Annotated in this window: 22 protein-coding genes, 1 tRNA gene and 1 pseudogene; 10 read left to right on the top strand and 14 right to left on the bottom strand. The window is 68.7% G+C overall.

Annotated features, from left to right (window positions below; all coding sequences use genetic code 11):
• Together GV790_RS15420 and GV790_RS15415 are read left to right on the top strand one after the other, a co-directional pair.
• A pseudogene (locus tag GV790_RS15420) lies at positions 1-221 on the top strand (MBL fold metallo-hydrolase); the annotation flags it as partial.
• Positions 222-258: 37 nt separating this feature from the next.
• Positions 259-558, top strand: a complete 300-nt coding sequence (locus GV790_RS15415; RefSeq protein ID WP_163814033.1) for a hypothetical protein — start codon at positions 259-261, stop codon at positions 556-558.
• Between the two features lie 7 nt (positions 559-565).
• On the opposite strand, the gene GV790_RS15410 is transcribed toward GV790_RS15415, so the two are convergent.
• The 10 genes from GV790_RS15410 to GV790_RS15365 all read right to left on the bottom strand — a co-directional run bounded on the left by GV790_RS15410 (position 566) and on the right by GV790_RS15365 (position 12,183).
• Positions 566-1,924 (bottom strand): dipeptidase, encoded by a 1,359-nt coding sequence (locus GV790_RS15410; RefSeq protein WP_163814032.1) that lies wholly within the window; start codon positions 1,922-1,924, stop codon positions 566-568.
• Between the two features lie 7 nt (positions 1,925-1,931).
• Positions 1,932-2,378, bottom strand: coding sequence for a hypothetical protein (locus tag GV790_RS15405; protein ID WP_163814031.1), 447 nt, complete (start codon positions 2,376-2,378; stop codon positions 1,932-1,934).
• A complete protein-coding gene (locus GV790_RS15400) occupies positions 2,375-3,793 on the bottom strand; it encodes an APC family permease (protein ID WP_280212820.1) in 1,419 nt (472 codons plus the stop codon). The genes GV790_RS15405 and GV790_RS15400 overlap by 4 nt, the downstream gene beginning before the upstream one ends.
• Positions 3,794-3,989: 196 nt before the next feature.
• The gene (locus GV790_RS15395) at positions 3,990-4,691 is read right to left on the bottom strand and encodes a DUF2334 domain-containing protein (protein WP_163814029.1); all 702 of its coding nucleotides are present in this window, start codon (positions 4,689-4,691) and stop codon (positions 3,990-3,992) included.
• A gap of 150 nt (positions 4,692-4,841) precedes the next feature.
• Positions 4,842-7,028: a S9 family peptidase gene (locus GV790_RS15390; RefSeq protein ID WP_163814028.1), complete on the bottom strand. Its 2,187-nt coding sequence runs from the start codon at positions 7,026-7,028 to the stop codon at positions 4,842-4,844.
• Positions 7,029-7,190: 162 nt separating this feature from the next.
• Positions 7,191-8,150, bottom strand: coding sequence for an alpha/beta hydrolase (locus GV790_RS15385; protein ID WP_163814027.1), 960 nt, complete (start codon positions 8,148-8,150; stop codon positions 7,191-7,193).
• Between the two features lie 144 nt (positions 8,151-8,294).
• Positions 8,295-8,717: an HIT family protein gene (locus tag GV790_RS15380; RefSeq protein ID WP_163814055.1), complete on the bottom strand. Its 423-nt coding sequence runs from the start codon at positions 8,715-8,717 to the stop codon at positions 8,295-8,297.
• A gap of 93 nt (positions 8,718-8,810) precedes the next feature.
• Positions 8,811-10,232: an adenylosuccinate lyase gene (gene purB / locus GV790_RS15375; protein ID WP_163814026.1), complete on the bottom strand. Its 1,422-nt coding sequence runs from the start codon at positions 10,230-10,232 to the stop codon at positions 8,811-8,813.
• Positions 10,233-10,238: 6 nt separating this feature from the next.
• On the bottom strand, positions 10,239-10,877 hold the full coding sequence (locus GV790_RS15370; RefSeq protein WP_163814025.1) for a TetR/AcrR family transcriptional regulator: 639 nt from the start codon (positions 10,875-10,877) through the stop codon (positions 10,239-10,241).
• A 148-nt stretch (positions 10,878-11,025) separates the two neighbouring features.
• Positions 11,026-12,183 carry a pyridoxal phosphate-dependent aminotransferase gene (locus GV790_RS15365; protein WP_163814024.1) on the bottom strand — a complete coding sequence of 386 codons (1,158 nt, stop codon included), beginning with the start codon at positions 12,181-12,183 and terminating at the stop codon, positions 11,026-11,028.
• Positions 12,184-12,237: 54 nt separating this feature from the next.
• On the opposite strand from GV790_RS15365, the gene GV790_RS15360 reads away from it, so the two are divergent.
• On the top strand, positions 12,238-13,716 hold the full coding sequence (locus GV790_RS15360) for a M23 family metallopeptidase (protein WP_375139396.1): 1,479 nt from the start codon (positions 12,238-12,240) through the stop codon (positions 13,714-13,716).
• Positions 13,717-13,940: 224 nt separating this feature from the next.
• On the opposite strand, the gene purD is transcribed toward GV790_RS15360, so the two are convergent.
• Positions 13,941-15,212, bottom strand: coding sequence for a phosphoribosylamine--glycine ligase (purD, locus tag GV790_RS15355; protein ID WP_163814023.1), 1,272 nt, complete (start codon positions 15,210-15,212; stop codon positions 13,941-13,943).
• A gap of 213 nt (positions 15,213-15,425) precedes the next feature.
• On the opposite strand from purD, the gene GV790_RS15350 reads away from it, so the two are divergent.
• The 3 genes from GV790_RS15350 (at position 15,426) to GV790_RS15340 (ending at position 17,567) form a co-directional block, all read left to right on the top strand.
• A complete protein-coding gene (locus GV790_RS15350; RefSeq protein ID WP_163814053.1) occupies positions 15,426-15,803 on the top strand; it encodes a PH domain-containing protein in 378 nt (125 codons plus the stop codon).
• 62 nt (positions 15,804-15,865) lie between these two features.
• Positions 15,866-16,291 carry an HIT family protein gene (locus GV790_RS15345; protein ID WP_163814022.1) on the top strand — a complete coding sequence of 142 codons (426 nt, stop codon included), beginning with the start codon at positions 15,866-15,868 and terminating at the stop codon, positions 16,289-16,291.
• 193 nt (positions 16,292-16,484) lie between these two features.
• A complete protein-coding gene (locus GV790_RS15340) occupies positions 16,485-17,567 on the top strand; it encodes a class I SAM-dependent methyltransferase (protein ID WP_163814021.1) in 1,083 nt (360 codons plus the stop codon).
• Between the two features lie 67 nt (positions 17,568-17,634).
• On the opposite strand, the gene GV790_RS15335 is transcribed toward GV790_RS15340, so the two are convergent.
• The 3 genes from GV790_RS15335 to GV790_RS15325 form a co-directional block, all read right to left on the bottom strand.
• Positions 17,635-17,706 (bottom strand) — tRNA-Thr (locus GV790_RS15335).
• Between the two features lie 112 nt (positions 17,707-17,818).
• On the bottom strand, positions 17,819-18,061 hold the full coding sequence (locus GV790_RS15330) for an MbtH family protein (protein WP_011207082.1): 243 nt from the start codon (positions 18,059-18,061) through the stop codon (positions 17,819-17,821).
• Positions 18,062-18,213: 152 nt separating this feature from the next.
• Positions 18,214-19,047 carry an alpha/beta fold hydrolase gene (locus tag GV790_RS15325; protein ID WP_014348852.1) on the bottom strand — a complete coding sequence of 278 codons (834 nt, stop codon included), beginning with the start codon at positions 19,045-19,047 and terminating at the stop codon, positions 18,214-18,216.
• A 161-nt stretch (positions 19,048-19,208) separates the two neighbouring features.
• On the opposite strand from GV790_RS15325, the gene GV790_RS30565 reads away from it, so the two are divergent.
• From GV790_RS30565 to GV790_RS15310, 4 genes are all read left to right on the top strand, one after another.
• Positions 19,209-19,379: a hypothetical protein gene (locus GV790_RS30565; protein WP_014348853.1), complete on the top strand. Its 171-nt coding sequence runs from the start codon at positions 19,209-19,211 to the stop codon at positions 19,377-19,379.
• A gap of 162 nt (positions 19,380-19,541) precedes the next feature.
• A complete protein-coding gene (locus GV790_RS15320; protein WP_178127958.1) occupies positions 19,542-21,191 on the top strand; it encodes an alpha,alpha-trehalose-phosphate synthase (UDP-forming) in 1,650 nt (549 codons plus the stop codon).
• 68 nt (positions 21,192-21,259) lie between these two features.
• Positions 21,260-21,988: a response regulator transcription factor gene (locus GV790_RS15315; RefSeq protein ID WP_163814020.1), complete on the top strand. Its 729-nt coding sequence runs from the start codon at positions 21,260-21,262 to the stop codon at positions 21,986-21,988.
• Positions 21,985-23,493, top strand: coding sequence for a sensor histidine kinase (locus tag GV790_RS15310; RefSeq protein ID WP_375139394.1), 1,509 nt, complete (start codon positions 21,985-21,987; stop codon positions 23,491-23,493). Before GV790_RS15315 ends, GV790_RS15310 begins: the two co-directional genes overlap by 4 nt.
• Positions 23,494-23,557: the final 64 nt, after the last annotated feature.

Raw genomic sequence — 23,557 nt, 5'->3', positions numbered from 1 at the left:
CCCCCGTCGGCGTCCTCGCCCTCCCCGCCGTCGCCCCCTGGATGAAGATCAGCGAGGCCGTCGACTACCTGCGCGCCGTAGCGCCGCGCACCGCCATCCCCATCCACTACGGCATCATCGCCGCCGAAGCCCAGGGCATCTACTTCGGCCGACTCTCCGAAATGGGCCCGGCCGGCACCGAATTCCGCGTCATCCAGCCGGAGGACTCCGCCGACCTGTGAGCGCATCGCCCCAGGCACGCTGTGCGAACCTGAACCCATGAGCGTCGGCACGGTGACCCAGTGGCACAACGACAACGGCTGGGGCGTGATCGACTCCCCCGACACCGCCGGTGGCTGCTGGTTCCACTACAGCCATCTCTGGGCCGGAGCGCTCCCCCAACTGCAACCCGGTGAATCCATGTGGGTCAGCGGAGGTTTCCGCGAGGCGTTCGTCGGCGAGATCGTCGACTTCGACTGGGAACGAGCAGATCAGGACGGCTATGCCTGCCGGGCCACCGATGTGCGGCCGCGACGGGAACCCCCGCACTGGACCGTGCGGATCCACCCGGCGCGGTAGTGCCCGCTCAGCGGGTGTAGGTGGATAGGAACAGTGCCTCGGCCAGGGCCAGGTGTTCGATTTCGGTGGGGTCGACGCTTTCGTTGGGCGCGTGGATCAAGCACTGTGGTTCCTCGACGCCGAGGAGCATGATCTCGGCGTCGGGGTAGGTATCGGCGAAGACGTTGCACAGCGGGATCGAACCGCCCTGGCCCTGGGTGGTGGCGGGGCGGCCGTAGGCGGCGGCGAGGGCGGATTCCATGGCGGTGCGGGCGGGCCCGCCGCTACCGGAGCGGAACGGAGCACCGGTGGCTTCCAGCTCGACGGTGAGTTTCGCCTGCCACGGGGTGTGCGCTTCGAGATGCGCGACCAGTGCCCGGTGGGCCTGATCCGGGTCGGTGCCCGGTGGGATGCGCAGGTTGAGGCGGGCGCGGGCGATGGGCTGGACGGCAGCCGAGGAGCCGACCACCTTGGGCGCGTCGATACCGAGCACCGTGAGCGCCGGGCGGGCCCAGAGCATGTCGGCCACCGTGCCGTCGCCGAGCAGGCCGACGCCGGAGAGCACCCCGGCATCGGTACGGAACTGATCCTCGGGATACTGCACGCCGGCCCAGGTTTCGTCATTGGGCAGACCGTCGACGGTGGTGTTGCCGTGTTCGTCGCGCAGTGAATCCAGCAGGCGGATCAATGCCGCCAGCGCATCCGGTGCCGGTCCGCCGAACATGCCCGAATGCACCGGCCCGGCCAGGGTTTCCACGGTCACCACCACATTGACGTTGCCGCGCAGCGTTTCGGTGAACGTCGGCACTCCGACCGCGAAATTCCCGCTGTCGCACACCAGGATCGCATCCGCCCGCAGCAGCTCCGGATTCGCCTCCACGAACCGCTCCAGCCCGCCGGTCCCCTGTTCTTCCGAGCCCTCCGCGACCAGCGTGACCCCCACCGGCAGCTCGGTGCCCAGGGCCCGCAACGCCGTCAGGTGCATGACGATATTGCCCTTGCAGTCGGCGGCACCGCGCCCGTACCAGCGCCCGTCCTTCTCGGTGAGCTCCCACACCGGCGTGCGCCAGGCCGCATCGTCGAGCGGCGGCTGCACGTCGTAGTGGCAGTACAGCAGCACCGTCGGCGCACCGGGCGGGGCCGGCCGCGAGGCGATCACCGCCTTGCTGCCGTCGGGTGTTTCGTGCAGACCGACCCGGGTGAGCCCGACCGCGGCGAACGCGTCGGCCACCCAGTGCGCGGCGCGGTCGCATTCCTCGGCCGGGAACTGCCGCGGATCGGCCACCGATTTGAACGCCACCAGCTGCGCGAGATCGGTGCGCGCCTGCGGCATCTGCTCGGCGACACGTTTACGCAGTTCGGTGACGCGGGCTCGGTCGGAAGTCATCGCCTTCTCACTTCGTTGTTTCGTCGAACTTCATGTCCCCCACGTGCTTTCGATACTCGTCGAGATGCTCTGGACAATAGGTGGCGATGGCGAGTTCGACCGCACGCACCACCTCGCCGGAACCGATCACCGGCCGCTGCCCGGGTCCACCCGCGCCAGTGCTGATGGCCTGCTGGTACCTGGCCCGGATCAGCGGCGAGGACGGGTCCTGGCAGACGATGCCGCCGTCGCGCCCGAGCGAATTCGCGATGACCTGCGGGTCGGGCGCGGGCAGGCCGGCGGCGACCAGTTCGTCGTGCAGCTGCCCGGCCAGCACGTCGGCCTGGTGATCGTCGCGAATCCGGTCGAACTGGGCGAGCCCGAACAGGGCGAACGTGCACAACAGCACCACCGCGGTGATGTAGATGATGCGGCGCTTGCGGTCGGGCGCGTCCCCGGTCTCCGGCCCGTTCATGCCGTCACCTCCGGCGCCGCGATCTTCCAGCTCTCCCGCCGGAATCGGTAGAACAGGTACGGGATCAGCAGGCCGACGATCCCGAGCCCGCCGGCGACGATCAGCACATAGACGAAGGTGTTACCGCCGCCGAACTGCGAGGGCGGCACGAACCCGATGACGAACGCCGCCACCGACGACACCGCCCCCAGCACGCACAGCCCGACCAGGCCCGGGGCGCGATACCCGCGCGGATGATCCGGCTGCGTGCGCCGCAACCGGACGGCTGCCGCGAACATCAGCACATACATGATCAGATACACCTGCGTGGTGATGACCGACAGAATCCAGTAGGCGCTCGACACATTAGGGATGAACGCGTACAGCAGCGCGATCAAGGTGGTGAACACGCCCTGCGCGACGAGCATGTTCTGTTGCACCCCATGAGCATTCGTTCTGGTGAGGATCGGCGGCAGATAGCCCTCGGACCGCCCGATGAGCAACAGTCCCTTCGACGGGCCGGCCAGCCACGTCAGCATCCCGCCGAGCGCCGCGGCCACCAGCGCTATGCCGACGATCGGGGTCAGGAAGTCGATCCCGAAATGCCCGAAGAATCCGTCGAAGGCCTGCATCACGCCGGCGGTCAGGCTCAGGTTCGCCGCGGGCACCACCCAGCTGATCGCCAGGGCGGGCAGGATGAAGATCAGCAGCACCAGCCCCGACGCCAGGAACATCGCCCGCGGGAATTCCCGTCCGGGATTGCGCAGACTGGACACGTGCACCGCGTTCATTTCCATCCCGGCATAGCTGAGGAAGTTGTTCACGATCAGCACCAGGCTGGCCAGCCCCGCCCATGCGGGTAGCAGATGCCCGCCGTCCATCGGCGCGGCGGAAGCATTGCCCTGCGCGAGGAACACCAATCCCAGCAGCACGAGCACGGTCCCGGGTATCAGAGTCCCGATCACCAGGCCCATGCTCGACAGCCCCGCCACCGTTTTGGTGCCCTGCGAGGAGATGTAGACCCCGGCCCAGTACACGGTGATGATGACGATCGCGACGTACACACCGTTGGACGCCAGCGACGGATGGATGATGTAGGCGAAAGTGCTTGCCACATAGGCCAGCAGGCTCGGGTAGTAGAAGATCGTCATCGCGAACTGGCACCACACCGCGAGGAAGCCCAGCGGCTTGGACAGCCCGTCGCCGACCCAGCGGTACACCCCGCCCTGCCAGCCCGAGGCGAGTTCGGCCGCCACCAGCGAGGTCGGCAGCAGGAACAGCAGCGCGGGAACGAGATAGAGGAAAACGCAGGCCAGCCCGTAGACGGCCATGGTGGGCGCCGACCGCAGGCTGGCCACCGAGCTGGTGGTCATCAGCGCCAGGGTCACCCAGGTGATGTATTTGGTGGTGGTAGCGCCTGTGGTGGTAGCGGTCACCGCTCCCTCCTGCCTGCTCGGTACGTCCGATCCAGCAATCGAGAAGCGGCCGCCGGCTCGCCGCCGTGACCACTGTGGCATGAAACCGTGCGGCTATCGGTAGGTTTCGGGCTATCGACGCGCAACCATCACCCAAATCGTGACCAGGGGCGAAGACGTCGCCGCCCCTCGATCGCCGAACCGGGGCGGCGACGTCTCATGCCGCCCGCGCCGCGGTGAACGGTTGCCAGCGATATACCTCGCTGACCGCACCGTGGTACAGGGCGAGGTCGACGGCGTCGAGCATGGCCTGACGTGGACCCGGACGGCTCAGCTGCGCGCCCGAAACGGCCAAGCGCAGCACACCGCCGCGACGCGCGGTACGTGCGGCGCCCATCACCAGCGCCCGGCACCACCACGGTTCGGCCCGGAAACCCTCACCGATCCCGTACACCCTGGCCTTCTGCGCGATATCGCGTTCCAGGTCGAGCATGGTCGTCAGGCCGAGCGCGAGCCGGAAACCCACCTGCGGCAGCGCCGCGATGGCACCGGCCGAGGCATCCCAGCGCGGCGCGGCGAACAACCGGGTACGCAGGCCGACCTGCTCGAGCACCCGGTCGGCGGCGGTCAACCGCAGCAATGCCTCGTGTTTGGGCAGGGTCGCGAATTCCGCGCGCCTGCGTTTGGTGGCGGCCTGGTCGTACCCGTGCAGCACGATGGCATCACCCTCGGCGCGCCTGCCACGCAGCCAGGCCTGCGTGGCCGGGTCGTCCACCAGACGGTATTTGCCCTTCAACCGGGGCGCCACCAGCAGCGACAGCCGCACGTCACGCCGATCCATTTCCGCGGCGAACTCGATCGCCGCATCCCGGGTGGTGTCCCGGATACCGGAAACCGACACGATCAGCTCAGCGTTCATGAACCCACGGTGGCAGCCGCAGATGTATTCGGCGTGCTGTGCGGATGACCGCCCGACGAACTGTCGACCTGGTCATTCGGCTGTATCCGATCGCGACTGATCCGAGCCCTGCGTGGTGACGCTGCGCTACCGCCTCCGGGCCTGACCGGATCAGCCGCCCAAACCGACGGTGTCGAGCACCCAGGCGTACTCGAACGCCACTTCCTTCCACTTCTCGTACCGCCCGCTGACGCCGCCGTGGCCCGCGCTCATCTCCGTCTTGAGCAGGATCGGCGCGTCGCCGGTCGCCGTGGCGCGCAGCTTGGCGACCCATTTCGCGGGCTCCACGTACAGCACGCGGGTGTCGTTGATGCTGGTGATCGCCAGGATGGCCGGATAGTCCTTGGCCTCGACGTTCTCATACGGCGAGTAGGACTTCATGTAGTCGTAGACGTCCTTGTCGGCCAGCGGGTTGCCCCATTCGTCCCATTCGATGACGGTGAGCGGCAGCGACGGATCGAGGATCGAGGTCAGCGGGTCGACGAAGGGCACATTCGCGAGGATGCCCGCGAACAGCTCCGGCGCCAGATTCGCCACCGCGCCCACCAGCAGCCCGCCGGCGCTGCCGCCGTCGGCGATCATCCGATCGGCGGCGGTAACGCCCTTGTCGATGAGATGACGGGCGCAGGCCACGAAGTCGGTGAAGGTGTTCTTCTTGGTGAGGGTCTTGCCGTTCTCGTACCAGAGCCGGCCCATCTCGCCGCCGCCGCGCACATGCGCGACCGCGAACACCATGCCCCGGTCCAGCAGCGACAGCCGGGAGACCGAGAACGACGGATCCATGCTGGCCTCGTAGGAGCCGTAGCCGTACAGCAGCAGCGGCTTCGGCGCGGTGGCGTCCAGATCCTTGCGCTTGATCACCGAGATCGGGATGCGGGTGCCGTCCTCGGCCACCGCCCAATCCCGGTGCTGCTCATAATCGTCCGGGTCGTAGCCGCCGAGCACCGGCTGCTCCTTGCGCAGCAGCAGCTCGCCGGTGGCGGGCACGTAGTCGAACACCTGCATCGGTGTGATGAACGAGGTGACGCCGAGGCGCAGCGTCGGCTGCGTCCACTCCGGGCTGGCGCCGACACCGGCGGCGAACAGTTCCAGCCCGAAGTCGAGCTCGCGCAGTTCGCCGTAGCCGTCGGGGCCGAGCGGCCAGACCGCGACCCGGCTCAGCGCCTCGCGCCGGTAGCTGAGCACGAGGTGCCCGACGAAAGCATCGACGTCTTCCAGGCGCACATCGTCGCGGTGGTCGATGAGCACGGTCATCTCCGCCGGATCGTCCACCGGGGCCTCGGCGAGGACGAAGTTCTCGGCCTTGCGGCCCGCGCCCGGCTTGCCCTCAGGAATAACGTCGTTGTGCAGGATCAGGAACCGGTCGCGGCCCGCGATCACCGCATGTTCGGCGGAATACTCCACGCCCTCACGACGCGGCAGCAGCACCCGGAATTCGCCCTCCGGGTCGTCCGATTCCAGCACCCAGCCCTCGGTGGTGATCTTGGAGCCGACCCAGATCATCAGGTACTTCTCCGAGCGGGTGGCCCCGACGCTGACCCAGTAGCGCTCGTCGGGCTCGTGGAAGACCTTCACATCGGCGTCGGTGGCGGTGCCGAGGCGGTGCCGCCAGACGGTGTCGGGGCGCCAGGATTCGTCGACGGTCTGATAGAAGACGTGCGTGCCGTCCAGCGACCAGGTGGCGCCGGGCGCGGTGCGCGGAATCTCGTCCCCGAGCAGCTCACCGGTGCGCAGATCCTTGATCCGCAGGGTGTAACGCTCGTCGCCCTGGGTGTCCACCGAGAACGCCAGCAGGTTGCCGTCGTAGCTGAGCGAGAAGGCGCCGAGGGCGAAGAAGTCGTGCCCTTCGGCGAGGGCGTTGCTGTCCAGCAGCACCTGTTCGCCCTCGATCTCGGTGCCGGCCTCGAGCTTCGGCGGGGTCCAGGCGTCGATGCCCGTCGCGGCGGCGTCGATCGGACAGCGGCAGTGCACCCCGTACTGCTTGCCCTCGAAGCTGCGCGAGTAGTACCAGTAGTCGCCGACGCGGGTGGGCACCGACAGGTCGGTCTCCAGCGTTCTGGCCTTGATCTCGTCGAAGATCTTGTCCCGCAGCGGGCGCAGATGCGCCGTCTGGGCTTCGGTGTAGGCGTTCTCCGCCTCGAGATAGGCGATGACCTCGGGGTTGTCCTTGTCCCGCAGCCATTCGTAGTCGTCGACGAAGACGTCGCCGTGATGCACCCGCTCGGTGGGTACCGTCTTGGCGATCGGCGCCGCCACCGCCTGGTCGGTTGTCGATCCGCTACCACTGTCGAGAGCCATGCGCACCACCGTAGCCGGGACCGCCGGTGCACCGCCCGCCCGGATTCGGCGCGGACTCGGCGTCCGGCCCGGATCTCGGCTCCGAGCCCGGCGCGGATCGGCGCCCGCACATCAGACGACCGGCCCGCCACTCATGAGCAGCGGGCCGGTCGGGTGCGGGGCTCAGGCGCCGAGAGCGGGCCCGATCGTCGACCACGAGGCGTGCAGCGTGTCCTGCCAGTACGACCAGGAGTGTGTGCCGACGGGGCTGTAGTCGATGCGCGCCGGGATGCGCGCGGCACGCAACTTCTGTTCGAACGCGACCGTGCACAGGTTCACACCCAGCTCGACCGGGCCACCGAGGAAGATGTTCTCCGCCAGCTGCGGCTTGATCTCGGCTTCGTGCGGCCCGGGGATGCCGGTGCCGGTGGACAGGTAGAGCGTTTTGCCGCGCAGCCGCTCCAGCATCAGCGCGGGATCGTGCTCGGCCCAGGCCGGGCTGCCGGGCGGGCCCCACATGTTCAGCGGATTGCCGCCGCGATTGGCGATGGAGAACATCACCGCACCCTGCGCCATGGCGGTGTCGGGGCAGGCGCTGTACCCGGCAACGGCGCGATACAGCCCGGGATGACGCGCGGCGATGATGTAGGCGGCGTTACCGCCCATGGACAGGCCGCCGATACCGTTGACGCCGTTGCCGTTGAACTGGGCGTCGATGATCGGCGGCAGCTCCTGGGTCAGGAAGGTCTCCCACTTGTACCGGCCGAAACGCGGGTCGTCGGTGATCCAGTCGGTGTAGTAGCTGGCCTGCCCACCGACCGGAAGCACCACGTTGACGTTGCGGCCGGCGAAGAAGCGTTCGGCGTCGGTGGCATTGGTCCAGGTGCTCTGGCCGACGCCGGGGTCGAGCCCGTCGAGCAGGTAGTACGAGCCGCGCGAACCGCCACCGGCCGGGTGCAACACCTGCACCTGGATGGTGCGGCCCATCGCGGCGGAGTCGATGAAGATCGCCGATCGGGTGGGGCTCAGCTCGTCGACGCGGACCAGTCGGGCCGCCGACGCCGGCGCGGGCTGGACCACCGCCGGGCCGATCAGTGCCGCCGCGAACGCCAGCACCACGGCAGCAATTCTTGCTCTACGCACTTCCCCTCCTGCATCAGCGCATGACAATGGGCTTCTAAACTAACCCAGGGTCGAGTTGCGAGTGATCATTTGAAGATTCGGCGTTTCGACAGCAAACTGCCCGGTACGTAACTGCTGTCACGCACGTAACAGCGGATGCGCGGATCAGCGCCCGAGCACACCCCTGATCGACGCAGCGAGATAGTCCAGATCCTCCCGATGCGGGGAGGTGGGCCTGGCCTGCAAGCCGAAGCCGTCGCCGATGGTGCGCGGGATGACGTGCAGATGCACATGGAACACCTCTTGACCAGCGGCGACACCATCGGCCAGGAAGAAGTTCACCCCTTCGCAGGCCACCTCGCTTGCCCGCAGCGCGGCCGCCAGCTTCTGCCCCACCTGGAACAGCTTGCCGCCGATCTCCGGATCGAGTTCCTCCAGGCTGCGCGCCACCACCTTGGGCACCACCAGCAGATGTCCCGGCGTCAGCGGGCGGATATCCATGAAGGCGATGACGTCATCGTCCTCGTAGACACGGCTGGCGGGCTCCTTGCCCGCGATGATGTCGGCGAAGATCGTGTAGGGATTCACCCGCCCACTATCGCTGCCGCCCGCCATCGAAATCCACCGGAACGTCCGCAACAGCCGCGCGGTCGGTGCGATCACCGCACAGTCAGCGAGATCTCAGAGAATCGGCGACGGCGTGTACCGGGCGGCCTCGGGATAGGCGGCGACGAGCTTGTCCACCTGCGCCACCACATCGCCGACCTGTGCGCCGGCGGCCCCGATGAACGCCGACTTGTCCGCCAGTGCGGCATCGAGCGCCGCCCGGTCCAGCGGCAGCCGGGAGTCGGCGGCGAGACGGTCGAGCAGATCGGGTTCGCGGCCCTGTTCCCGCATGGCCAGCGCCACGGCCACCGCGTGTTCCTTGATCACCTCGTGCGCGGTCTCCCGGCCGACGCCGCTGCGCACGGCCGCCATCAGGATGCGGGTGGTGGCCAGGAACGGCAGGTAGCGGTCCAGTTCGCGGGAGATGACGGCCGGGTAGGCGCCGAATTCGGCGAGCACCGTCAGGAAGGTTTCCATCATGCCGTCGATGGCGAAGAAGGCGTCCGGCAGCGCGACCCGGCGCACCACCGAGCAGAACACGTCACCCTCGTTCCACTGCGCACCGGCGAGCTCGGCGGCCATCGACGCGTAACCGCGCAGCACCACCTGCAATCCGTTGACGCGCTCGCAGGAGCGGGTGTTCATCTTGTGCGGCATGGCCGAGGAGCCCACCTGGCCGGGCTGGAAGCCCTCGGTGACCAGCTCGTGGCCCGCCATCAGCCGGATGGTGTGCGCGAACGACGACGGTCCCGCACCCACCTGGACCAGCGCGGAGAGCACATCGTGGTCCAGCGAGCGCGGATACACCTGACCGACGCTGGTCAGCACGTTCGCGAAGCCGAGGTGGCGCGCCACCTGCTGTTCCAGCGTGGCCAGCTTGGCCGCGTCGCCGCCGAGTAGATCGAGCATGTCCTGGGCCGTCCCCATCGGGCCCTTGATGCCTCGCAGCGGGTAGCGGTCGATCAGTTCGCGCAGCCGGGTCAGCGCGATCAGCAGTTCGTCGGCGGCGGAGGCGAACCGCTTGCCCAGCGTGGTGGCCTGCGCGGCGACGTTGTGCGAGCGGCCCGCCATCACCAGCACCTGGTATTCGGCGGCACGTTCGGCCAGCCGGGCCGCGATGGCGACGCCGTGGGCGTGCACATGCTCGAGCGAGAGCCGGATCTGCAACTGCTCGACGTTCTCGGTGAGGTCGCGGCTGGTCATGCCCTTGTGCACGTGCTCGTGCCCGGCCAGCGCGTTGAACTCCTCGATCCTGGCCTTCACATCGTGGCGGGTGACGCGCTCACGCTCGGCGATGGAGGCCAGGTTCACCTGGTCGATGACGCGCTCGTAATCGGCGAGGACGCCGTCGGGAACGTCGATGCCGAGCTCGGACTGCGCCCGCAGCACCTCCAGCCACAGCCGCCGCTCGAGCACGATCTTGTTCTCGGGGGACCACAGGTGCACCAACTCGGGGCTGGCGTAGCGGGTGGCTAGGACGTTCGGGACGAGGCTCACGTCCGGTCAGTCTAGTGCTCGGAACCGGTCGACCTGCTGCGGCGTCGGCGGAGCGACGATGTCGATCACTTCGAGCAGCGCCCCGCGGGCCATCCGCCGCGGTTGCGGATCGCGTTCGGTGAGCGCCGCGACCACCGCGCCGTCGACCACCGCGACGACCCTGCGCAGCTGTTCGGTCCGCACCACCCGGTCGGAGCGGCGCAGCACGTCGGCGAGTAGTTCGTCGAGCTGGGCGCGTAGTCGCTGTTGCACTTCCCGCAGTTCGGGGTGGCGCGCGGAGGCGACGGTGCGCTCGTAGCGGGCGATCAACTGCCCGCGCGCACCCTCGTCCTGACCGTCGGGGCCGATCAACAGGTCCAGTACCAGTTCGACGGTGGCTTCGGCGCCGCGCCTGCGGTGGCTCACCTCGCCGATCCGCCTGCGCATCGCTTCCAACTCGGCATTACCGCTGAACTCGACCGCCCGCGCGATCAGATCCTCCAGCGATTCGAAGTAGTAGGTGGTGGACGCCAGCGGCAGCTCTGCCCGGGTCGCGACGGAGCGATGCCGCACTGCATCGAACCCACCTTCGAGTAGGAGCTCGGCAGCGGCCGCTACCAGAGCTTGGCGACGCCGTTCGCCTTTCGGGGTCGTCGCGGTTATCACCGTGCCATCGTGCCAGTCATCATCAGTTCATCCGTGCGGAATCGGAAGGAATTAGCAGCCACCGATGTTTTTACCGCATCCGCGCGGCGATGGGGTCGTACTGTGCAAAGTTGTTGCCGGACACTATGTTCGACCGCCTGGTTAGTGCTCAGCGTCGCAGAAACCGGTCGAGCCGTTCCAGCGCGGCTTCGATGTCGGCGGTGGCTCCGGCGAACGAGAAGCGCACGGTGTGATTGCCGGCGACGGTGTCGAAATCCAGTCCGGGCGCCAGTGCGACCCCGGTATGTTCGAGCACCTCGGCGCACCAGGCGCGGGAATCGCCGGTGAGGTGGGCGATGTCGGCGTAGGCGTAGAAGGCGCCGTCGGCGGGCGCCAGATCGGTGATGCCCAGCTCGGCCAGGCCGTCCAGCAGCAGTTTTCGATTGGTCGCGTAGCGGCGGACGTGGCCGTCGAGTTCGGCTTTGGCCTCGGCGCCGAACGCGTGCAGCGCCGCGTACTGCGAGATGGCGGGCGGGCAGACGGTCATATTCGAGGCAAGTCGCTGCAAGGCGGGCCGCATATCCGTCGGCGCCAGCATCCAGCCCAGCCGCCAGCCGGTCATCGAGAAGTACTTCGAGACCGAGCCGATCACCACCGCCTCGCGGGAGGTCTCCCACGCCGACGCGGTGCGTTCGCCGCCGTAGGTGATGCCGTGATAGATCTCGTCGGAGATGAGCACGGTGCCGTTGGCCTCGCACCAGCGGGCGAGCGCGGCCAGCTCATCGGGGTCGATCATGGTGCCGGTCGGGTTGGCCGGGCTCGCCACCACCAGGCCCTTCGGCGGCTGCGGCAGCGCCTCGAGCATGGCGACGGTGGGCTGGAAGCGGGTCTCGGCGCCGCAGTCGAGCTCCACCACCCGGCAGCCGAGCGCGGTCAAGGTGTTGCGGTAGGCCGGATAGCCGGGGCGGGCCACCACCACGGTGTCGCCGGGGTCGAAGGCGGCGAGGAAGACGAGGGTGAAGGCGCCGGAGGAACCGGTCGTCACCACTACGTCGTCGGGGTCGACCGGGTAGCCGTAGGTGCAGCGGTGGTGTTCGGCGATCGCGGCGCGCAGCGGGAGGATGCCGAAAGTTTCGGTGTAGCCGAGCAATTCGGCGTCGATGGCGATCTTGGTCGCGCGCAATACCGGCGCGGGCGCGGGCGTCGATGGCTGCCCGGCCGCGAGCACCAGCACATCACTGTGCGTCCTGGCTCGTTCCGCTGCGGCTTTCCAGACATCCATCACGTAAAAAGGTGGAATGGTCGACCGCCGAGATTCTGTGAACACCCGACAGACGGTAGAGCACACGCTCACCGCCGTCGGGCGATATGGTCGCACCTGATGCTCGAGAAGGCCCCCCGGTCGCCCCTCGACCAGGACTCCGCCGAAGAGCCCGCCACCGACGGCAACAAAGCCGGCGGCGCCGGGCTCGATGAACAGCGCCGAACGGACATCGCACCAGCAGCTCGGAAAGGCGCGCCCGCCGACCGCACCTTCCGGCTCCCCCGATGGCGACGCCGGACTGCCGCGGCCACACCCGTCGCCGTGGCCGCGGACTCCCGAGGCGACGTCGAGACGCCCGCCGACGCACCCGTTGACACCGGGGCCACGGACGCACCCGCCGACGATGCGCCACCACGCGGCCCAGGCAACGCTGCGCCCGCCGACACCGCTGCTGTCGACGGACCCACCGACAACCCGGCCGACAACGAACCCACCGACAACCCGGCCGACAACGAACCCACCGACAACCCGGCCGACAACGAACCCGCCGGCAGCTCGGCCGACGAGGAGCACCCCGACGCGTCGGACCGTCTGCAAGACGTGCGCATGGTCGGCGGAGTCGTGCTCGCATCGGATTGGCGGGCCCGCGAGAAAACGCAACGGCGCGGTCTGCGCGGCTTGTTCGCGTCGCGGATCGCACAGGCACGGCAGCTGGCCGAGCGGTGGCCCTCCCGTGCGGATGTCAGGGCGCTGCTGGCCGAGCGCCCCACCCGCGAGGACCTGCGCGCACTGGCGGCGAAGCGCCCGACCGGCGACGAAGTACGCGCGACCTTACGCAAACACCGGGTGCTGATCGGCGGCGTCACCGTCGTCGCATTGTTCGCCGCGGCCGATTCCAGCTTCACCGACCTGGTCTCCGACCGCAGGCCAGCACCGGGACAGGCGCAGCGGATCGCGGTGGCCTATCCCTGGCAGATGCAGACCACCACACCCTCGGTGCGGCGCTATCTCGATGCCGTCGATCACGGTGAACGCCTGCGCGAAGCGGCCGTGGTGGCCGCGGCGGCCCGCGCCACCCTGGAGCGCGCACGCAACGAAGCGGCGGCGGCCGCGGCGGGCGAACGTCAGCCGTGGATGGGCACGCCACCACCGCCTGCCATCACGATGACGCCCGGCGAGGTGCTGCCCGGCGGCATCGCACCCGGTGCGGGTGGCTTCGTGCTCCCTGCGATCGGCGTGTTCACCTCCGGATTCGGGCAGCGCTGGGGCACCTTCCACAACGGCATCGACGTGGCAGGGCCGATCGGTACCCCGATCTACGCCGTCGCCAACGGCACCGTCATCGACGCGGGCCCCGCGCAGGGTTTCGGCCTGTGGGTGCGCATCCGTCACGATGACGGCAGCATCTCCGTCTACGGCCACATGTACGACTTCTTCGTCTCCGTCGGCGAACGCGTCCCGGCCGGCATGCAGATCGCCCGCATGGGCAACCGCGGCGACTCCACCGGGCCGCACCTGCATTTCGAGGTGATCGTCGGCGGTCAGCACGTCGACCCGCAGCGCTGGCTGGCATTGCACGGGCTCACCTACAGCTGAGCACGGCCGACCGAGCCTCGGCTCGAGGTCACCTCCTGCACGATGGCCACGAGTCCCGGCCGGCACGCTCGACGGCCTCGTAAGCCGAGAATCCGGGGCACATCCCGCTTGGCGACGACGCGGCAAGTGATCCCGGCGTCCCGGCAAGCGACGGTCGCGATGCGATACGGCCCCGGGCGAACCGACACCGCTCGACAGCGCGCATCGCGGGAACGTCGACGTCCCTACACGCTGATGCGGTCCTCGACGGCGGCCAGCCCGATATCGGTGCGGTAGTGGCTACCCGGGAGCTTGATGCTCGCGATCCGCTCGTAGGCGGCGGTGCGCGCGGCGGCCAGATCGGCGCCGGTGCCGACGACGTTGAGCACCCGCCCACCGGCCGAAACCAGGGCGCCGTCCTCACGCTGCGCGGTGCCGGCGTGCAGCACGGTGGCCGCATCGTCGGCCGAGCCTTCGCCCGCACCGGTGATGACGTCGCCGAGCCTGGGCCGCCCCGGATAGTTCTCGGCCGCGAGCACCACCGTGATCGCCGACCCGTCCTTCCAGCGCGGCGGCTGCACCTGCGCGAGGGTGCCGGTGGCGGTGGCGTACAGCAGCTCGCCGAGCGGGCTGTCCAGCAGTGCGAGCACCGCCTGGGTTTCCGGGTCGCCGAAGCGGCAGTTGAACTCGACGACCGCAGGGCCGTCCGCGCCGATGGCCAGGCCGGCGTAGAGCAGGCCGGAGAAACCACAGCCGCGGCGCACCATCTCGGCGGCGACCGGCTCCACCACATCGGTGACGATCGCGCGCGCCGTCCCCTCCGGCAGCCAGGGCAGCGGGGTGTAGGCGCCCATGCCGCCGGTGTTCGGCCCGGTATCGCCGTCGCCGACGCGCTTGTGGTCCTGCGCGGGCAGCAGCGGCACCACGGTTTCGCCGTCCACCAGGCAGAACAGCGAAACTTCCGGCCCGTCGAGGAACGATTCGAACAGCACCGGATGGCCCTGCTCGAGCAGTTCGGCGCCGTGATCGCGGGCCGCGGAGCGGTCGGTGGTCACCACGACGCCCTTGCCCGCGGCCAGGCCGTCGTCCTTGACCACCCAGGTGGGGCCGAAGCGGTCCAGCGCGGCATCGAGCTCGGCCGGGGTGTCGACCACCTCGCTGTGCGCGGTGCGCACACCGGCCGCGGCCATCACATCCTTGGCGAACGCCTTGGAGCCTTCGATCCTGGCCGCGGCCGCGGACGGGCCGAAGCAGGCGATTCCCGCCGCGCGCACCGCATCGGCGACGCCGAGCACCAGCGGCACCTCGGGACCGATCACGACCAGGTCGGCGGCCAGCTCGGTGGCCAGCGCGACCACGGCCTCGGCGGAACTGGGATCGACCGGACGGATCTGCGCGTGCTGGGCAATGCCGGCATTGCCCGGTGCGGCCACCACGGCCTGCACCGCGGGGTCGCGACGCAGAGCGAGGACGAGGGCATGTTCACGGGCTCCGGAACCGATGACGAGTACGCGCACGGCAGACAGCTTATAGGTGCATCGGTCCCGCTCCGCGTGTCAGGTTCGCGGCTCGCGGCGCCCGCCGCCCACACCCGCGAACCCACGTTCATCACGAACGTCGCAGGTCCGGCCCACCGACCCGCCCGCACGCGGCCAACACGTGGATGATGGTTGCTGACAACCGAAGTGGGGGGCGCTCCCTCACCCGAGCACGCGGAGGATGTGCGGGCCATGGGTCTGATGGACGGAATCATGGGCAACGCCGGGCGAATCGATCCCGGCCAGGCCCAGCAGGAATACGCCAAACTCCTCGGCAACGGTGAGCAGATCTATGCCGCCTTTCTCCTCATCCGCGATGCCATCCTGTTCACCAACCGCCGGCTGATCCTGGTCGACAAGCAGGGCATGTCGGGCCGCAAGGTGAGCTACCACAGCGTGCCGTACCGCTCGATCACGCATTTCTCGGTGGAAACGGCGGGCACCTTCGATCTCGATGCCGAGCTCGCCATCTGGATCGCCGGTAGCCCCACGCCCTTGCACAAGAAGTTCAACCGTCAGGTCGATATCTACGAGGTGCAGGGCTTGCTGTCGCATTTCGTCGCGGTCTAGGCCGCAGCGCGCCCGGTGCCGGTGGTGGTCGCGATGCGGCGCCGGGCGCGTAATCTGCGGGCATGGCTTCTGTTTTCAGTGCGATCATCGCTGGTCAGCTCCCCGGTCGATTCGTGTGGGAGGACGACGAATTCGTCGGCTTCCTCACCATCGCACCGGTCACCCAGGGCCACACGCTGGTGGTCCCGCGCGCGGAGATCGACCAGTGGCAAGACGTCGACCCCGAGACCTTCGCCCGCCTGACCGGCGTCGCGCAGAAGGTCGGCCAGGCCGTGCGCACCGCCTTCGACGCGCCACGCGCCGGTCTGCTGATCGCGGGCCTGGAAGTCCCGCACCTGCACGTGCACGTCTTCCCGGCGTTCACCATGGGCAATTTCGACATCTCCGGCGCCGACCCGAACCCCTCCCCCGAATCCCTCGACGAGGCGCAGGCCAAGATCAAGCAGGCCCTGCGCGAGCTCGGTTACGGCGCCAACGTCCCGGACTGAACCGCTGTGCGGTGCGGAGGTAGCCGTCTCCGCACCGTGGCCGTTGCGGGCGTCCCGACGACCGTGCGCGGCCGCTCGTCGCCCCTCCATGAACCGTTCCGGCGGCCTGCCCCGTAGTTCCTCACGCTGCCGCACCCCGGTAGCGACGACATTCCGGCCGCGAATCCCGCGGCGAGTCGACGAGGAGCGCATCATGACCACTGTCCATCCGGCATCGACCGAAACCGCCACCGAAGAGTTCGCCGCAAGGATGGTCGGTGTTCTCAACGACGGGTGTACCGCGATGATGACCAGCATCGGCCATCAGACCGGACTGTTCGACACCATGTCCACCCTGCCCGGTCCGGTGACCTGCGCCGAGCTCGCCGCCACCGCGGGCCTCGACGAACGGTATGTGCGGGAATGGCTCGGCGCTATGACCGTCTCCGGGATCGTCGAATTCGACGCTGCCGCACAGACTTACCGGCTTCCCGCCGAACACGCCGCGGTGCTCACGCGTGCGGCCGGCCCGAACAATCTCGCCCGATTCATGCAGGTCGTCTCGATGCTCGGTGAGGTGGAACCCGCTATCGCCGAATGCTTCCGGGCCGGCGGCGGTCTGTCCTACGACAACTATCCGCGTTTCCACCAGTTCATGGCCGAGTTCAGCGCGGGCACGCTCGACGCGGCGCTGATCGACAGCATCCTGCCGATGGCGCCGGGTCTGACCGAGCGGCTGCGCGAGGGCATCGACCTCGCCGATATCGGCTGCGGTCGCGGCCACGCGATCAACCTGATGGCACAGGCGTTTCCGGCGAGCCGATTCATCGGATACGACTTCTCGGTCGAAGCGATCGAGGCCGCACGGGCCGAGGCCGCCCAACTCGGTGTGACCAATGCGAGATTCGAGGTGCTCGATGTGGCCGAGCTCGACGCCACCGACGCCTTCGACGCGATCACCGTTTTCGACGCCATCCACGACCAGGCCCACCCCGCCACCGTCCTCGCGAATATCGCCCGGGCCCTGCGCGATGACGGCGTCTTCCTCATGGTCGACATCCAGGCCTCCAGCCACCTGGAAGACAACGCCGACCTCCCCTTCGGCCCCTTCCTCTACACCGTGTCGACCATGCACTGCATGACCGTCTCCCTCGGCCTCGACGGCGATGGCCTCGGCACCGTGTGGGGCGAACAGAAAGCCCTCTCCATGCTCGCCGACGCCGGGTTCACCGACGTGCGGATCCACCATGAGGAGGCCGATCCGCTCAACAGTTACTACGTGGCCCAGAAGGGCTGAGGGAATCCGGCGGCCTACTCCGGACAGACGAAACGAGCGCGACGTAATGTCGCGCTCGTTCTGTTCGAGCCCCCTGTCAGGATTGAACTGACGACCTTCGCTTTACAAGAGCGGTGCTCTACCACTGAGCTAAGGAGGCGGAAAGCGGAGCAATCATAACCGGACGCGCGCACCGCGTGACACCGGGTTTTACGGTGCCATGCGGTACGCGGTCCGGTCGACGGTGTCCCGAGGCGCAGTATCGACCGCGGTCAGGACTGGGCGCCCTGGCGGGCCGCGTCGTCGGCAGCCATGGCGTCGCGCAGGCTCTTGGGACGCATGTCGGTCCAGTTCTTCTCGACGTACTCGACGCAGGCGGCGCGGCTGTCCTCGCCGAACACCACTCGCCATCCGGCCGGGACCTCCGCGAAGGCCGGCCACAGGGAGTGCTGTTCCTCGTCATTGACCAGAACGAAGAAGCGGCCGTCTTCGTCGTCGAAGGGATTGGTGCTCATTTCACCTCACTGGATACTGGCGCTGTGTACGGGATCGCTGCTGGGAAGACCGGCGCCGGGTTACGCGAACCGCGGGCGTCGGAAACCCCGAGCGTTGTGTCGACCCTAGCAAGGGATACGTTACCGCTGGGCGGTTACCTCGCCCCCCGTCATCAGGCGGCAAAGAAATCCAGCAGGATCTTGTTCACCGCTTCCGGTCGCTCCAGGTAGCCGTAGTGTCCGGCGTCCGGAATCTCCTGGTAGCGGGCCCCGGGGATGGCGTCGGCGACCTCGCGCGACAGGTAGGGCGGAATCATCCGGTCATCGGCGAACCCCACCGCGAGGCACGGCACCGTGATCGCGCGATAGGCCTGCACCCGGTCGAAATCGTGATCCATCCGCCGCTGAGCGCGGATGCCGGGCGTGACCGGCCCACCGGTGAACTCGAACAGGTCCAGCCAGTCACGGGCGGCATTGGGGTCGGCCATGGTGGCCGGTGACAGGTTCATCACCGCCGTCACCGCCGCTTCGTATTTCGGCGGCAGCGCGATGGCGCTCGCGTCCAGCTCGTGTTCGCCGAGCGAGAGCGTCTTCTGGAACTGGTCGAGGCGCCCGTGGCCGGCAAGGAAGACCGCCTTGCGCACCAGGTCGGGGCGGGCCAGCGCCAGTTCCTGGGCGACCCGCGCGCCCATGGAGGTGCCCACGACCAGGGCCGGGCCCTCGTCGAGCAGTTCGATCAGGCCCGCGGTATCGGCGACCAGCTGATCGATGGTCATCCCATCGGCGGCCTCGTAGGACGGCGCGATACCGCGGTTGTCGAAGGTGCACACCCGGTAGCCGGCCGCCACCAGAGCGGGCACCTGATGCAGCTCCCACACCCGGCCGGGGCTACCGGTGCCCATGATCATCACGACCAGCGGGCCGCCGCCCTTGGTGTCGGTGCCCTTGGCTCGGTCGCCCTTGACCTGGTAGTTGAGTGAAATTCCGTTCACCGTGGCCAGTGGCATCCGCATACCCTTTCGTAAGGTTGGTACTGCGCTGCCCACGGTATCGGTACCGCGAGCGCCGGTACACGGGGTGGGCCTCCGGCACCGGGTATGCCCGGGCCGCGCGCCAGATACCATTGACTACTCGCACGTACGAGCGCAATTTGCCGGGAGGACTGAAGATGGCCGCGAAGAGCAGCGCGAACGGAATCGCCGACGAGGATCTGGAGCCGCTGGCCGACGAAACCGCTCGCCAGGCCCAGCGCGTCGTGGCCGCCTACGCGGCCGATGCGGACGAATGCCGGATGCTGCTGTCGATGCTCGGCATCGGCCCCGGCGCGCGCGGCGAATAGTCGCCGCACCTCCGGATCGGCGGCGCGCCCGGCGATCCTTTCGACAACTGAAACCGGGAACAGCGAAGCGCAGCGCGGCGTGAGCGACGGCCCGAAGGCGACAGCCGACGAATGATGGGCAGTCGCACGCCGCCCTCAGACAAGGATGCGTGAGTGGACCAGATGACCGACCAGCCGTCCAACGACAACGACTCCTCCGACTACGCCCCATCGGACCCGTCCGGGCCCGCTTCGGCGGCCAACGGCTCCGTGCCCGACGGTTCGGTATCCAATGGCTCCGGGCCGATCGATACCGAGGTCGCCGAACCCGAACCGATCCAGGCCCAGCCCATCGGCGCGGGCGGCGGTAACTCCGGGTTCGTCGTGGTCGCCAACCGGCTCCCGGTCGATCTGGAAAAACTTCCCGATGGCAGCACCCGGTGGAAGCGCAGTCCCGGCGGGCTGGTCACCGCGCTGGAACCGGTGTTGCGCTCGAACAAGGGCGCCTGGGTGGGCTGGGCCGGTGTGCCCGACGTCGACGTCGACCCGATCATCGAAGACGGTCTCGAACTGCACCCGGTCCCGTTGACGGCGCAGGAGGTCGAGGACTACTACGAGGGCTTCTCCAACGGCACCCTGTGGCCGCTCTACCACGACGTCATCGTGCGCCCGGTCTACGACCGCAAATGGTGGGCTGCCTACGTTCAGGTGAATCGCCGCTTCGCCGAGGCCACCGCGAAGGTCGCCGCCGAGGGCGCGACGGTCTGGGTGCAGGACTATCAGCTCCAGTTGGTGCCGAAGATGCTTCGGATGCTGCGCCCGGACCTGACCATCGGGTTCTTCCTGCACATCCCGTTCCCGCCGGTGGAACTGTTCATGCAGATGCCCTGGCGGACCGAGATCATCGAGGGCCTGCTCGGCGCCGATCTGATCGGTTTCCACCTGCCCGGCGGCGCGCAGAACTTCCTCTACCTGGCTCGCAGGCTGGCCGGTCAGCCCACTTCGCGCGGCAACGTCGGGGTGCGGTCGAAGCTGGGCGTGGTGCAGGTCGGCTTCCGTAACGTGCGCGTGGGCGCCTTCCCGATCTCGATCGCCTCGGCCGAGCTCGACGAGCACTCGCGGCGCCGCTCGGTGCGCGAACGGGCGGCCAAGATCCGCGCCGAACTAGGCAATCCGAAGAACATCCTGCTCGGCGTCGACCGGCTCGACTACACCAAGGGCATCGACATCCGGCTCAATGCGCTGGAAGAGCTGCTGATGGAGGGCCGGGTCGACCCGTCGGACACGGTCATGGTGCAGCTGGCCACCCCGAGCCGTGAGCGGGTGCAGAGCTACATCAAGATGCGCGGCGATATCGAACGCCAGGTCGGCCGGATCAACGGCGAGTTCGCCCGGGTCGGCTACCCGGTGGTGCACTATCTGCACCGGCCGATCCCGCGCGAGGAACTGATCGCCTTCTTCGTCGCCGCCGACGCCATGCTGGTGACGCCGCTGCGGGACGGGATGAACCTGGTGGCCAAGGAGTACGTGGCCTGCCACAGCGGCCTCAACGGTGCCCTGGTGCTGAGTGAATTCACCGGTGCGGCAGCGGAATTGCGGCAGTCGTATCTGTGCAATCCGCATGACCTGGATTCGGTGAAGGATGCCATCGCCTCGGCGCTGACCGACGATCGCGACACCAAGCGGCGTCGGATGCGGTCGCTGCGCAGGCAGGTGCTCACCCACGACGTCGACCGCTGGGCCCGCGCGTTCCTGGACGCGCTGGCGCACGATCAGGTCGCAGGCAGCGCCCTGCTCTCCGATGAGGACATCTACTCCGAGCCGCAGCGCTGACCCAGGTTCACAGCAACCACACAGCGAGTCCGCAGCCCGATCCCAGCGGCGCGCGCCAGCATGGATCCATGACCGCAACGCCGCGACAGGCACCCGAGGCACGGGTGCTGGTGGTCGACGACGAGCCGATGATCGTCGAACTGCTCGACGTCAGCCTGCGCTTCCAGGGCTTCGAGGTGGCCACCGCCGCCGACGGCGCCCAAGCGCTCGACCTGGCCCGGACCTTCCGGCCGCAGGCACTCATCGTCGATGTGATGATGCCCGGCATGGACGGGTTCGGGCTGCTGCGCCGGCTGCGCGCCGACGGGATCGACGCACCGGTGCTGTTCCTCACCGCCCGCGACGACGTGCACGACAAGGTGACCGGGCTGACCCTCGGCGCCGACGATTACGTCACCAAACCGTTCAGCCTGGAAGAGGTGGTCGCGCGGCTGCGGGTGATCCTGCGCCGCGCTGGTCAGGTGAATCCGCAGCCGGAGCGTGCCCGGTTACGGTTCGCCGATATCGAGCTCGACGACGACACCCATGAGGTGTGGAAAGCCGGTGAGCCGGTGGCGTTGTCGCCCACCGAATTCACGCTGCTGCGGTACTTCCTGGTCAATGCGGGCACGGTGCTGAGCAAGCCACGAATCCTGGATCACGTGTGGCGCTACGACTTCGGCGGCGAGGTCGGAGTGGTTGAGACGTATGTGTCGTACCTTCGCAAGAAGGTCGACACCGGTGAACGGCGGCTGATCCACACCTTGCGTGGGGTGGGTTATGTGATGCGGGAGTCGGAGGACGGCCGGGCACGGTGAGCGTCGACAGGGGAGCAACCGAGGTCGCGGACGGGCGCGCGACGGGTCCGCTACGGCAGCTGGAGCGCACGCTCGGAAACAGACTCGCGGCCGTTCCGCTGCGCGTGACGCTGGTGCTGGCACTGGTCACGCTGGCGGGGGCCGGACTACTCGCCTCCGGCGTTGCGGTCACCTCCGCGCTGCGCACAGCCCTGGTCGATCGCCTCGACCAGCAGCTGGTCGAAGCCGCGCATACCTGGGCGAGCCCGGGCGGGCCTGCCTTGCACCGGCTGCCGGGGCGGCCGGGGTTCGAGCGCCCGCCGGTGCTGTTCTACGCGCGGGTGCAGGATTCGTCCGGCCGAGTGCTACAACTCGATGACCAGGCCGCCGGTGCGCCGGATGTGCCCGCCGACGCCGGGACCGGCCCGTTCACCACCGGCTCCACCGACGGCGATTCGTCGAACTGGCGTGTCCTGAATCTACGGACTCCGCAGGGCTCGAGTCTGGTCGCGCTGCGGATGGACGAAACCGAGGCCATCATCGACCGCCTCATCGCGCTGGAACTGGTGATCGGCGCGGTGGTGCTGGCGGCGCTGGCGGTGGCCGCGTACTTCGTCATCCGGCTCAGTCTGCGGCGGCTGGTCGAGGTCGAGGAGATCGCCGCGGAGATCGCCGCCGGTGATCTGCATCGGCGAGTGCCGGTGCGCGGCACCAACACCGAGGTCGACAGCCTCGCCACCTCACTCAATGCCATGCTCAGCCAGATCCAGACCGGTTTCGCCGCGGCCGAGGCCTCCGAGGAGGCGGCGCGGCGCTCCGAGACCAAGATGCGCCGCTTCATCGCCGACGCCAGCCACGAACTGCGCACCCCGCTCACCACGATTCGCGGTTTCGCCGAGCTCTACCGCCAGGGCGCGGCCACCGACGCGGGCCTGTTCATGGAGCGCATCGAGAGCGAAGCCAACCGGATGAGCGTGCTGGTCGGTGACCTGCTGATGCTGGCCCGGCTCGACGCCCAACGCCCACTCGAACGGGAACAGGTCGATCTGCTCGCCCTGGCCAGCGACGCCGTGCACAGTGCGCGCGCCGCGGCCGCCGCCCGTCACCCCGAGCTGGCGCCGCGCCGCATCGACCTCGACGCGCGGCCGGGAACCGGAACCTACGAGGTGGCCGGAGACGCCGCCCGCCTGCGTCAGGTGCTGGCCAACCTGCTGAACAACGCCCTCGTGCACACCCCGCCGGACGCGGCGATCACCGTCACACTGACCCCGGGCGCCGAGGAGGTCCTGCTCGAAGTAGCCGACACCGGTCCGGGCCTGCCCGCCGAGGAAGCCGCCCGGATCTTCGAGCGCTTCTACCGCACCGACACCTCACGCAGCCGCGACAGCGGAGGGACGGGGCTCGGCTTGTCGATCGTGCAGGCATTGGTCGCCGCACACAGCGGCAGCGTCGACGTGCGCAGCGTCGTCGGCGAAGGAACCACGTTCACCGTCCGGTTGCCACGCGAGCAGTCGACCTCGCCCTGAGGATCGGGCCGCGCCGGCCGACGGACCCGAGCGCCCACCGACGTTCTCGGTGAAGTCGGCGACC

Source organism: Nocardia cyriacigeorgica (assembly GCF_010858045.1).
Classification (GTDB): Bacteria; Actinomycetota; Actinomycetes; order Mycobacteriales; family Mycobacteriaceae; genus Nocardia; species Nocardia cyriacigeorgica_E.
This window is presented reverse-complemented; position numbering and strand designations above follow the sequence as displayed.